Origin of the sequence: Nonomuraea longicatena, assembly GCF_039525605.1 — a bacterium.
Classification (GTDB): Bacteria; Actinomycetota; Actinomycetes; order Streptosporangiales; family Streptosporangiaceae; genus Nonomuraea; species Nonomuraea longicatena.
This window is the reverse complement of the sequence record NZ_BAAAHQ010000046.1, coordinates 119,162-130,944: the sequence shown is the minus strand read 5'-3', so window position 1 is coordinate 130,944 and position 11,783 is coordinate 119,162. Positions and strand designations below refer to the sequence as shown.

11 protein-coding genes are annotated in these 11,783 nt (G+C 71.6%); 2 read left to right on the top strand and 9 right to left on the bottom strand.

Annotated features, from left to right (window positions below):
• Positions 1–86: 86 nt before the first annotated feature.
• The 9 genes from ABD120_RS34630 to ABD120_RS34590 form a co-directional block, all read right to left on the bottom strand.
• The gene (locus ABD120_RS34630; RefSeq protein WP_343954536.1) at positions 87–2,879 is read right to left on the bottom strand and encodes a CDP-glycerol glycerophosphotransferase family protein; all 2,793 of its coding nucleotides are present in this window, start codon (positions 2,877–2,879) and stop codon (positions 87–89) included.
• Positions 2,880–3,013: 134 nt separating this feature from the next.
• On the bottom strand, positions 3,014–3,322 hold the full coding sequence (locus tag ABD120_RS34625) for an MGMT family protein (RefSeq protein WP_343954535.1): 309 nt from the start codon (positions 3,320–3,322) through the stop codon (positions 3,014–3,016).
• A complete protein-coding gene (locus ABD120_RS34620; protein WP_343954534.1) occupies positions 3,316–3,669 on the bottom strand; it encodes a hypothetical protein in 354 nt (117 codons plus the stop codon). Before ABD120_RS34620 ends, ABD120_RS34625 begins: the two co-directional genes overlap by 7 nt.
• 22 nt (positions 3,670–3,691) lie before the next feature.
• On the bottom strand, positions 3,692–4,822 hold the full coding sequence (locus tag ABD120_RS34615) for a S8 family serine peptidase (protein ID WP_343954533.1): 1,131 nt from the start codon (positions 4,820–4,822) through the stop codon (positions 3,692–3,694).
• Positions 4,816–5,721 (bottom strand): hypothetical protein, encoded by a 906-nt coding sequence (locus ABD120_RS34610; protein WP_343954532.1) that lies wholly within the window; start codon positions 5,719–5,721, stop codon positions 4,816–4,818. Before ABD120_RS34610 ends, ABD120_RS34615 begins: the two co-directional genes overlap by 7 nt.
• Before the next feature lie 60 nt (positions 5,722–5,781).
• Positions 5,782–6,996 carry a S8 family serine peptidase gene (locus ABD120_RS34605; protein ID WP_343954531.1) on the bottom strand — a complete coding sequence of 405 codons (1,215 nt, stop codon included), beginning with the start codon at positions 6,994–6,996 and terminating at the stop codon, positions 5,782–5,784.
• Entirely contained in the window at positions 6,990–7,709 is a 720-nt protein-coding gene (locus ABD120_RS34600) for a hypothetical protein (protein ID WP_343954530.1), read from the bottom strand. The genes ABD120_RS34605 and ABD120_RS34600 overlap by 7 nt, the downstream gene beginning before the upstream one ends.
• A gap of 49 nt (positions 7,710–7,758) precedes the next feature.
• Positions 7,759–8,940 (bottom strand): adenylyltransferase/sulfurtransferase MoeZ, encoded by a 1,182-nt coding sequence (gene moeZ, locus ABD120_RS34595; RefSeq protein WP_343954529.1) that lies wholly within the window; start codon positions 8,938–8,940, stop codon positions 7,759–7,761.
• A gap of 43 nt (positions 8,941–8,983) precedes the next feature.
• On the bottom strand, positions 8,984–9,883 hold the full coding sequence (locus tag ABD120_RS34590; protein WP_343954528.1) for an alpha/beta fold hydrolase: 900 nt from the start codon (positions 9,881–9,883) through the stop codon (positions 8,984–8,986).
• 628 nt (positions 9,884–10,511) lie between these two features.
• On the opposite strand from ABD120_RS34590, the gene ABD120_RS34585 reads away from it, so the two are divergent.
• Together ABD120_RS34585 and ABD120_RS34580 are read left to right on the top strand one after the other, a co-directional pair.
• Complete coding sequence (locus tag ABD120_RS34585) at positions 10,512–10,823, top strand: hypothetical protein (RefSeq protein ID WP_343954526.1); 312 nt, start codon at positions 10,512–10,514, stop codon at positions 10,821–10,823.
• 537 nt (positions 10,824–11,360) lie between these two features.
• Positions 11,361–11,645, top strand: coding sequence for a hypothetical protein (locus ABD120_RS34580; protein WP_343954525.1), 285 nt, complete (start codon positions 11,361–11,363; stop codon positions 11,643–11,645).
• Positions 11,646–11,783: the final 138 nt, after the last annotated feature.

Below are 11,783 nucleotides of genomic sequence, written 5' to 3'. Positions count from 1 at the left end.
CGGACAGATCGTGCCGACTTGCCCGCTCCCGCGCCGCGATCAGCCGGTGGCGGAGGCGTTCGCCCTCGTCATCCGCCTGCTCTGCCCTACGACGGGAAAAGGTGGTCGACGACGCGGGCGGTCGCCTTGCCGTCGTCCTTCGGCGCGTACAGCGCGCGGAAGGTCGCGTAGCGGTCGGCGTACTCGGAGGCCACCGAGTCGATCGAGCGCAGCGCGTCGACGACGTCCGCCGACGTGGACAGCACCGGCCCGGGGGCCTGGGCGGCCAGGTCGAGGTAGAGGCCGCGCTTGGTGGAGTACTTGGCCAGGTCGTAGGCGTAGAGGACGATCGGCCGGCCCGTCGCGGCGAAGTCGAACATGGACGAGGAGTAGTCGGTCACCAGCACATCGGTGATCAACAACAGATCCGCCATATCCGGATAAGTCGTGACGTCGTGGGCGATGTCGGGGACGGCGGGCATGGCCTGCATCGGGTGCGCCCGCACCAGGATCTCGTGGTCGGCGCCCAGCGACTCGCGCGCCCTGGCCAGGTCGAGCTTCACCATCGCGTTCTTGCGGTCGTAGTCGCGCCACGTGGGAGCGTACAGAACCACCCGCTTGCCCTCGACCAGCCCGAGCCTGGCCCGGATCGCCGCCGCCCGGCGCTCGGCCTCCGGCCCGTTGAGCGCGTCGTTGCGCGGCAGGCCGCTCTCCAGCACCTCGCCCTTGTAACCGAACGCCTGCCGCAGCACCGGCGTCGCCCAAGGCGACTGCGACAGCATCAGGTCCCAGCCGCGCACCTCCGCCGCCTGCCGGTGCCACACCGGCGGCCTCGGGTCGCGGGTCATGTGCGGCTGGTCGTTGCCGATGTGCTTGAGCGGGGTGCCGTGCCACGTCTGGACGACGACCTGGTCCTCGCGCGAGCGGAACCAGGCGGGCAGGAACGCGTTGGTGACGATGTGGCGCGAGCGGGCCAGCGCGGCGTGGTGCTCGCGGCTGCCCGCGCGCACCACCGTGGCCGGGCCGGGCGGGACGAACGCGCCGTCCTTGACGACCCAGATGTGCTCGCGGTCGTCGCCGCGCCGCAGCCGCTCCTCGTAGATCGCCCGTACGCTGTCGGCGTACAGGCGGCCGTCGTTGACGGCGTACACGGTGGCGTCGGTGAGCGGCTCGGTGCGCTGGGCGGGGTAGAAGACGCGCCGCAGCACGTGGGTGCCCGCGACGCCCTTCTCGTCGGCCGGCCGGACCTCCTCGGAGAGCACGACCGGGACGTCGAAGCGGGTCGAGACCATCCGGTAGGCGTGGCCGCCCACTGTGCGCGGGTCCTCGTCGAGCCCCGCGAGCGCGGCGTGGTCCATGCGCACGGGGACGATCTCCCCTGCGGGGTGGCGGACCGTCATGTTCCACGTACCGGCCGCCAGCGGCACGGACTCCCCGAATCGGGGCATCGTGCCGGGCTTCAGCCGTACGGTGAAGTCCTCGCCCGAGCGCTCCAGCGGGGCCGTGTAGGTGAGTCCCGAGCGGTGGCGCAGCGTCAGCGTACGCGGCCCGGCCGCGTCGGGATAGCTGCCGCGCAGCACCAGCTCGGGCCCCTCCCAGACGGCGGAGGTGAGCACGGGCCTGATGCGGTGCGCCGAGACGACCACGCGGTCGCGCCGGTCGGCCAGCACGGCGATCTCGCGGTCGCCCGAGGTCGCGCGCATCTCGGCGGCGTCGCCGAGCATGACGGAGGCGGCCGGGTCGCCCTTGGGCTCGATCCAGAGCCGCCGCCCGTCCTTCTCCTGGAGCAGCGACGGTACGGCGAGGCCCACGGTGACCGTGGTGCCCTCGGCCCCCGGTGTGAACTCGGCGGCCATCCGGTGCCCGCCCAGGCGCGCGTGGCCCTTGGTGACGCTGCGGCCGGGCAGGAGGATCTTGAGCTGGAGCCGCTCACCGTCGAACTCGACGCCGGTCAGCTCGGCCCGGTTGGGCTGGAGCACCACCTGCAGCGCCCGGTCGGAGGTCCACACGGGGCGCACCCACAGCCCCTGCTTGACGCGCAGCCCGGCGGGCCGCTCGGTACGGCCGACCGCCGCCCCCCGCAGCAGGCCCGTGGCCCGCGCACCCCGGCTCCAGAAGACGATCTCGGCCCGCCACGTCGTGGCATCCCGTACGGCGGGGCGATGCCGCATGCGCCGCCGCACGGCGGACACGAGCCCGCGCAGCCCGCCCCGCCACAGCAGCGGCCACGCGCTCAACTCGGCGGTGAAACCCGACCAGTCGTAGTTGCACCCGGGCTCGCGGGCGGCGTGGGTGGCCTCGGGGGCGTACACGCGGCGGGTGCGCATGCGCACCGGCGGCAGCCACCTCGGCCCGCGCAGCACGACGGTGGCGCGGTTGAAGCGGCGGCTGCGGACCGACAGCCCGGCGAGGTAGGCGTGGCCGCGCACGAGCAGCCTGCCGTCCTTCCAGACCAGGTCGTCGATCTGCGTCACGGGCACCAGGTCGGCGCGGCGCAGCCGGTAGAGGTCCGGCGCCAGTTCGTCGCGCAGCGGTAGGTCGGCGTACCAGCGCAAGCCCTTGCGCAGCCGCTTGGACGGCTCGGCCGCCGCCGCGACCACCTTGGTGAGGACGTCGCCGTCGACGAGTTCGCCGAGGTCGCGGTGCTCGATCAGGTGGACGAGCAGCCGCCGGGCGACGGTCAGTTCGCGTTTGACCGCAGGGTCGAGCGCGGCGAGGTAGGGTCGCATGAGCGTGATGAGTTCACGCCTGCGCGCCGCCCCCCGTTTGATCGCCTGGTCCATGCGCAGACCCAGCGGGCCGTCGAGGATCTCGGCGGCCAGCGCCGGATCCGCCTGGACGAGCGGCATGATCGTGTCCAGGGGCTCACCGCGATCGCAGAGGTCCTGGACAGCCTTCAAGCGCTCCTGAACCGTGTCGCCGGAGGCCATCAAGGGGCACCCGCCTTTCGGACCCACAATCAGTGTTCTGGCCATGGTAATAGGAATCACATGGGCAGAATTCGCCAAGCGGGACGAAGGCCAGCTCAGGGGCTTTACTGAAAATCCGCTGAAGTACCGTTCCAGCGGGCCTCGCGCATGTCCACGCGTTCTCCGCGCAGCGGTGTGCCCTCCTCCCGCCAATGGCGCAGGCAGCGTTCCCGGTGGTCAGGGGCGGCGCCGGTGCCGTCGGAGTGCACGACCCGCCACCACGGCACACCGCCGCCCCAGACGGCCATCACCCGGCCGACCTGGCGCGGGCCACCCTCACCGAGATATTCGGCGATGTCGCCGTACGACATCACCTTGCCGGGCGGGATCCGTTCGACGAGGTCGAGGACCCGCTCGGCGTACGGTGTCACCATGTGGCGGGACCGGCCTCGATGATCACGTCGAACTTGCCCACCTCGGTCGCGGTGTGGCCGCTGACGAGTTCGACCACACCGTCGGTGAGCAGGTAGACCTCGCCGTCCTCGCCGACGAGCCGGCCGCCGAGCACGGCCGACAGCCGCACGAGTTGCGCCACGTGCCAGTCGGAGTCCGGCTCGCCGACGACCTGGCCACGCCAGCGGCCCACGGTGTAGGCGGTTTCCCTGTGTCGTGCGACGATCTCTTCTGAGGCACCCAGCTCGAACCCGGCCGGTGCGATCGCCCTCGCGAGCTCCGCGAGCGCCAGCGGCGAGTCACGGATCACGCGTAGCTCGTATCCCATGACGCGCGACCATAGCGGATCTTTACCGCTTACGCGGATTCAGCGCGATGATCGCACCGCAGAACGTGACGAGGGCCAGGATGACGCCGGTGCCGTAGAGCAGCAGCCGCCATGGATCAGGGCCGGGAGGAGCGGGTTTTCCGGCGCTTTCGCCCGCGCCGAAATGCCGGTCGCCCGGGACGGCGAGCTCGCGGCGCTTGCCCGCCAGGCGTGCCGCGGCGTCGAGGGCGGCGGCGGCGTCCACCGTGCCGAATCCGCTTCTCTCGTCGTATCCGGCGGCGGGGCGGCCCCTCGCGCCGGTGGTGAGCGCCTGCGCCACCTGCCAGGGAGCGAGCTTCGGGTGTTCCGCCTTGATGAGCGCGGCCACGCCGGCGACCAGCGCCGCCGCCGTCCCCGTCCCGGTCGACAGTTCGCGGACGCCGCCGAGTTCGACCACCGGCACGTCCACTCCGGGCGCCCCCACCAGCACCGACAGGTTGTCGCTGCTGAAGGGCGCCGTGCGGCCCTGCCGGTCGACGGCGGCGACCCCGATCACGCCGGGGTATCCGGCGGGGAAGCTCCAGTAGGAGGTGCCCTTGTCCCGCGCGTACGCTCCCATGCCGTCGTCGCCCGCCGCCGCGACCAGCACGACGCCCTTGCCGAGGGCGTACGAGACGGCTTCGCGCTCGGACCGGTTGACCCCGTAGGAGGCCGTCGGCACGCTCACCACGTCGGCGCCGTGGTTGGCGGCGTAGCGGATCGCGCGGGCGAGCGGGGTCTCACCCCCCGGGTTCGGCGGTTCGGCGAGCGGCCCCGCCTGTACGCGCTCGGGCACCGGAAGCGACAGCACCCGCGCCTTCGGGGCCACCCCGGACAGCCCGTCGCCGCCCGCGCCCGCGATCAGCGCGGCCATGGCGGTGCCGTGGGCGCCCGGCTTCACCTCGCGGTTGAGCGTGGAGCCGGCCATGTCGGGGCCGACCGTGACCCGGCCGCGCAGTTCCTTCAGGCGGGTGTCCACGGCGCTGCCGACGACCGCGACCGTGACGCCCTCTCCCTGGGTGAGGGTCCACGCCCGCTCTACGCCGAGCGCGTCGAACACCCATTGCTGCCGGTCGGGCACGGGGCTCGCGAAGGCGAGCAGACCGGCGAGACCCAGTCGCAGGACGCTCAGCACACGGCCCCCTGGGTGCAGGGCGGCACCGTGGGCGGGTCGGCGAGGAAGTAGGCGATCTGGTTGCCGATCGACTTGGCGGCCGGCCACAACTCGCTGTGCGTCATCTCCTCGGCCGGTACGGCGGCGCGGGTGCGCCCGTCGGCGTACCCGGCCGTCGCGAACACGATGTACGGCCCGGCCCCCACCCAGCCGTTGCGCTGGCGCTGCGCGATCCCGAACCGGTCGGCGAGCGTGCCGGGGAAGGCGGCCGGCAGCACCCCGACGCGGTCGTCCCTGGTGAGCTCCTCGGCGGCGCTGACCCGGGCCTCCTCGTCGGCCAGGACGGCGACACCCACGGTGAACACGAACGTGGCGGTCTGATCGACGTAGGTGGCTCGCAGGAGGGTGCGGCAGCCGTGCTGGTCGAGGACCTCCGCGACGGACTCGTCCACGGCCTCCGCGCACGGGCGTTCAGGGGCGATGCCGACGCGTCTGGCGTACTGGACGGCGCGCTCCAGGCCGAGGTACTTCACCTCGTCGGGGAAGACGGTCGTGGCGGGCCAGGACTGCCAGCGTCCCGCGACCTCCTGCTGCCGGTAGAGGTGCTGCTCGTCGGCGGTCAGCGGGCGCGACCTGGTCTCGGCGAACAGGCCCGCCATGGCGATGAGCACCACCAGGGAGGAGACGGCGATGATGGCGGCGACCAGGACGCGGAACACCACCCTGTTGCGTACGCCCTGGCGGAGGGCGGCGGCCTCCGCGCGCCGGCGGGCGGCCGGGTTGTCCGGTGGCCGCGCGGGTGGCCCGGCTGTCGTGCGGCGCGTGCGCGTGCGCCGACCGGCGGTGGAGCCGAGGGGGTTCCTCCTGGTCGGGGCGGCTGCGTCGCGCGGCAGCCCGGAACTCGTTTTACGTGCCCTCACCACCGCCCCGTTTCGCACCGATTCGGATTTGTGCCTGGTTCGTCCCCATTGGTGGGGAGTTCATGCGTCGGCCGGTGGCGGGCCCCTGCGGGCGCGCCGTACCAGTGCCACCAGGATGCCGAGCGAGGTCAGCGAGGCGAGCGCCGCCCCCGCCGCGAACGCGCCGAACAGGGTGACGCGGCGGGTGTCGCGGTGGACGATCTGGATCGCCCCACCGGCCCCGGCCTCCGCCAGCGGGCGGGCCGGGTCGTGGGCCTGGGCGCCGTTAGCGGTCGGGGTGTGGCGGGCGAGCTGGGCGGCCTTTGCGAGGGAGGCGGCGGCGTCGACGACGCCGAAGCCGGTGCCGGTGTCGTAGCCGCCGGGCGGGTTCTTGCGGGCGCCGGAGGTGAGGGCTTGGGCGACCAGCCCAGGCGACATGTCCGGATATTTGGCCTTAATTAGGGCGGCTACCCCCGACACCAGCGCGGCGGCCTGCGACGTGCCCTTCCCCACCCAGTACGCGTCGCCCGGACCCGCGCCCAGGATGTCGACGCCGGGGGCGGCGACCATCACCGACGGGTTCCAGTTGGAGAACGACGCCCGCCGCAGCCCGCGATCGGTCGCCGCCACCGACACGACCCCGGGAAAGGCCGCCGGATAGGAGTAGGGGGCGAAGCCGTTGGCGTCGGGTTCGCTCGCCCCGTCGTTTCCCGCCGCCGCCACCAGCACCACGCCCTTGGAGATCGCGTAACGGATCGCCGCCCGCTCCCGCTTGGTCGCGAGCTCCTTCGAGATCGACATGTTGATCACATCGGCGCCCCTGTCCACGGCGTACCTGATGCCCTTCGCCACCACGTCCTCGAACTCCCGCTCGGTGTTGAACTCGCGAAAGCCCGGCTCCTCGTCCTCCAGGATCACCCGCACCGACAGCAGCCGCGCGGCCGGCGCCACCCCGATCACACCCTGCCGCCCGCCCGGCCCGTGGCCGTGACCGGCGATCAGCGACGCCATGTACGTGCCGTGCAGCCTGCTCGGGGCCACACCCGGCGGGTTGGCGCCCGCCGTGAAGTCGCGGCCCTCGACCACCGCGCCCGCGAGATCGCGGTGCCCGGGATCGACGCCCGAGTCGAGCACCGCGACGGTCACCCCGGCGCCCTTGGTCACCTGCCATGCCTTGGCCAGCCCCAGCGTCCTGATCACCTCGCGCTGGCTGCCCCTGATGTCGTCGGCGTGCGCCGCCGGGACCGGCACCAGTACCAGCACCGCGAACGCGGCCGCCCCCGCCCGTCTCAGCACCGGAACCCCGCCGCCGCGCAGTCGGGCATCCTCGGCTCGGACAGTTCGGCGAGCACCCGCTCTGACAACTCGGCGGCGAAGGCGAAGATGGTCGGCCGCTGCTCGCCGACCGCGTGCGCCGGGCGGCCGTCCACCTGGCCGGACGTGGTCAGCACAAGGTACGGCCCCGCCTGGCGCACCGAACCGGCCTGGCGCACCGACGTGGTGAAGCGGTCGGCGACCGTACCGGAGAAGGCGACCGGCCGCAGGCCGGGCACGGGTTTGCCCCCTTGAGGGAAGACGGACTTGGCGCGGGCGGCACGCGACTCGTCGGGCAGCGCCACCACCCCCACCGTCACCAGCACACCCTGCAGCGCGTCGATGTAGGTGGCGCGCAGCACGCCCTTGCAGCCGTTCCTGGTCAGCGCCCTGGCCGCCTGCCGGTCGACCGCCTCGGGGCAGCCGGTGCGCGGCGAGATGCCCACCCGGGTGGCACGTTCCCGGCCGCCCTGCTCGGCGGAGTACGGCAGCGAGGCGGGGAAGATCTCCCCCGCCTCCCAGGTGCGCCAGCGCTCGCCGACCTCCTGTCTGGCGGCGCCGGCGAGCTCGGCCGCCGTCGGCCCCCGCGACAGTTCCGCACCCGCCACACTGGCCGCCACCCCGGCGGCGGCCGCGCAGACCACGGTCAGCGCGGAGGCCACCACGAGCGCGGGCCAGGGACGGGCGTCGGTCACGCCACCGACCTTAGTGCGGGGAGTCTCATGCCTCCCCCAGAAAGCGGGCTCAATATGTCGGCAAGCTGGGATCGACGGTCTTGACCCAGCTCAGCACCCCGCCTCCGAGGTGGACGGCGTCGGTGAAGCCCGCGTTCTTGACGATCGCCAGCGCCTCGGCCGAGCGCGCGCCCGACTTGCAGTGGAGCACGATGCGACGGTCCTGCGGCAGCTTCTCCAGGGCCGTGCCGTTGAGGAACTCGCCCTTGGGGATCAGCGTCGCGCCGGGGATCGAGACGATCTCGTACTCGTTCGGCTCGCGGACGTCGATGAGGAAGATGTCCTCGCCCTCGTCCTGCATGGCCTTGAGCTCGGCCGCGGTGATCGTGGAGCCGCTGACGGCCTGCGCGGCCTCGTCGGAGACCACGCCGCAGAACGCCTCGTAGTCTTCGAGCAGTTCGGTGACCGTCGGGTTCTTGCCGCAAAGGACGCACTCGGGGTCCTTGCGCACCTTGACGTCGCGGTACTTCATCTCCAGGGCGTCGTAGATCATCAGCCGGCCGACCAGCGGGTCGCCGATGCCGGTCAGCAGCTTGATGGCCTCGTTGACCTGGATCGAGCCGATCGAGGCGCAAAGCACGCCCAGCACGCCGCCCTCGGCGCACGAGGGCACCATGCCGGGAGGCGGCGGCTCGGGGTAGAGGCAGCGGTAGCAGGGGCCGTGCTCGGCCCAGAACACGCTCGCCTGGCCGTCGAAGCGGTAGATCGAGCCCCACACGTACGGCTTGCCGAGCAGCACCGCCGCGTCGTTGACCATGTACCGCGTGGCGAAGTTGTCGGTGCCGTCGACGATCAGGTCGTAGCCCGAGAAGATCTCCATCACGTTGTCGGTGGTCAGCGCCACGTTGTGGACGACCACGTCGACCAGCGGGTTGATCTCCCTGACCGTGGCCGCCGCGCTCTCCGCCTTCAGCCTGCCCACGTCGGACTGGCCGTGGATGATCTGGCGCTGCAGGTTGGACTCGTCGACGATGTCGAAGTCGATGACGCCCAGCGTGCCGACGCCCGCCGCCGCGAGGTACATCAGCGCGGGCGAGCCCAGGCCGCCCGCGCCCACACACAGCACCTTGGCGTTCTTCAGCCGCTTCTGCCCCGCCATGCCCACATCGGGGATGATCAGATGACGCGAGTAGCGGCGCACTTCGTCAACGGTCAGCTCGGCTGCCGGCTCGACCAAGGGTGGCAACGACACGGTTCTACGCTCCCGATTCAGGGGTCCCATCTCCAATAGAAACCTAGCCCGCCAGTGGGGCATTCCCCAATCGCGTCTCACCGATCAGACGCCTGGCCTCAGCGGCCACCAGCGCGGGCTGCTCCATCATCGCCACATGCCCGGCGTGCGGCAGCAGCACCAGCCTGACCTGGTGGAACGTACGGCCCGCCTTCGCGGCCATCGCCGGGCGCACCAGCCGGTCGTGGCGGCCGTGGACGATCAGCGTGGGCGCGGTCACCTTCGCGGCCTGGCTCCACAGGCTCTCCTCGCCGCGCCTGAGGTACTCGGCCACGATCCCCCGCGCCGAGCCGATCATCGCCAGGGCCGTGTACGGGAGGCCGTCGCGCCTGCGCACCTCCTCCACCGCCTCGCGCACCCGGTCCGGGTGGATCCCGGTCGCGTCCTTCCACACCATCGAGAAGCTGGCGTCCACCCGGCGCTCCGCGGGGACCAGCCGGAACCTGGCCGCCACCCACTCGCCCAGCCTGGGGGCCGCGGCGGCGGCGATGCGGGCGGGGCCGTACCTGGGGAGCAGGTCGGGCAGGGCAGGGGAGACGAGCGTGAGCGTACGCACCAGGTCCGGGCGCGCGGCGGCGACCTTCACCGAGATCGCGCCGCCGAGGCTGTTGCCGAACAGGTGCGCCGGGCCCACCTGCTCCAGCAGGCCGATGACGGCGCGGGCGTGGGCGTCCACCGAGTAGTCGCCGTCGGGGGGAGGCGGTGAGAACCCGGCGCCGGGCAGGTCGAGCGCGTACCCGGTGACCTGGTCCTTCAGTTCGTCCATGAGGTCGGTCCAGTTGGTGGCCGAGCCGGCCAGGCCGTGGACGAAGACCGCTCTCTCCGGGGCGCCCTCCGGGGTCGAGCGCACGAAGACCGGGCCGACCATGTGTCCTGGCCAGTGTGGGGTCGGCTGCTGCGTCACGGGTTGCCCCCTTTCATTGGCTTTCTCGCTGGGCTTCCCACGTTAGCCGCCCCCCTGCGCCGCGCCCACCGCCTCGTCCTACCGCACTACACGTCAGCCCACTGCGACAAGAAGGCGGACACCCGCAAGCCGACAGGCGCGGCCCGGAGGTCCACCGGGCCGCTGCGGGACCCGCCCGGGGCCGTTCCGGGGCGGGTTCGGGGCGGGTTCGGGGCGGGTTCGGGGACGGCCAGGGGCCGTATCAAGGCTGGTTCGGCCGTGTCGGGGCGGGTTCTGGAGCGGCCAGAGGCCGTTTCGGGAGCGGTTCGGAGCCCGCCCGGTAGCGGTTCGAGGCCCGCCCGAGGGCGACCGGGAGCGGTTCGGGGCCTTCCCGAGGGCGACCGGGGGTGGCTCGGGGTCTGCCTGGGCGTCGAGGGTCGGCCGCGGCGATTTGGGGGGTCTGAACTCTAGGACAGCAATCCCGACATTTCGCCCGAAATCCGCACATAGAGCTAATAGCGTGCATTACCGCCATAAACACAGGATAAAAGTCACGAAACACCGTTTGTGGGGACGAATCACCGGCAATCGACGGTGCAGGGATGGCCACACGCCATCACGAGTGCAGACCAGTCAAGGGGGAAGCACAATGTCCATGCTCAAGAGCACGCTCGCAGCCGCTGCGCTCACCACTGCGATCGGTGGTGGGATGCTGGCCACGGGCAGCGCCGCCAGCGCCAACACGGTGACTCCGACCACCAGCACGATCAGCACCGCCATCAACACCACCAGCACGCCCGTCCTCACCTGGGGCCGCTGGCGTGGCCGTGGCCGCTGCGGCGGCTGGGGCTGGGGCGCCCGGCGCACCGTCATCATCATCCGCGGTGGCGGATGGGGCGGCGGCGGCGGCTGGGGCGGCGGCGGCCGCTGCGGCGGCGGCTGGGGCGGCCGTTGGTGGTAAGCCGGCACGAGCCGAGGGATCGTGCTGACGCTCTGTGCCGTCCCGCCTCGGCGGGGCCGGTGAGAGGAGCCGCAGACACAGTGGCCACGGCGGCGGGCGACCGCGCGCACAGTGATCACGGCTGACGGGTCCGACGCCGGATAGGCGCGGAGCGGAGGAGAACAGGACCGCTGGGTCATTCCCACGGCCACTGCCTCTAGATCGACAAGCCCTCACAGAAACGATGCCGCAGAACCGGAGAACGGTTCCGCGGCATCGTCATGTCCGGTGGGAGCATTGCCCGTTATCCCCCGCATTGCCCACGGCGCGTTTCCTGCTTAGAGGTGCAAATCGTGACATACCAACAGAAATCGTGTCAATAAAAGCAATCCCGTGGTTTATGCACGGCAAAAGCCTGCTCACCGCCGTTTATGATCATGAATGGTCGGAAATTCTGACAACCAGGATGGCTCCCGCAGTAAGAACCATCCCAGGCCTTAGCCACAGAAATCCGGCCAAGCGCCTGAAGTGCAAGAGACCGTCAAGGGGAAGCACATCATGTTCAATGTCAAGAGGACGCTCACGGCCGCGGCTCTCAGCACCGCCCTTGCAGGCGGCATCTTCGGCCTCGGCGCGACCACGACCACGACCGCAGCCAACGCGAGCGCCATCGGTTCAGGCATCTCCGCGAACCTCGGCCCCAGGTGCGTCTGGGTCCAGAAGAACGGCCACGTCAAGTTCGGCCACAAGAAGAACAAGGTGACCGTCACCAAGTTCAAGCACCACCCGTTCCACATCAAGCGGGAACGCGGCTGCGTCAAGGACACCCACTTCATCTACTAGGGATCCGAGGCGCCAGCGAAGAGAGGGCCGGGGGTTTCGTCGGCGAGGCTCCCGGTCTCCAGATAAAAGGCGCAGGGCCGGACGGAATCTTCCGTCCGGCCCCTCCCGCGTTTATCCCCGAGAAACCTTCGGCGTTCA

Coding starts and splice junctions, on each gene's coding strand:
- ABD120_RS34625 (WP_343954535.1), bottom strand. CDS start 3,322: ATGGTGACACCGTACGCCGAGCGGGTCCTCGACCTCGTCGAACGGATC.
- ABD120_RS34620 (WP_343954534.1), bottom strand. CDS start 3,669: ATGGGATACGAGCTACGCGTGATCCGTGACTCGCCGCTGGCGCTCGCG.
- ABD120_RS34585 (WP_343954526.1), top strand. CDS start 10,512: ATGTCCATGCTCAAGAGCACGCTCGCAGCCGCTGCGCTCACCACTGCG.
- ABD120_RS34580 (WP_343954525.1), top strand. CDS start 11,361: ATGTTCAATGTCAAGAGGACGCTCACGGCCGCGGCTCTCAGCACCGCC.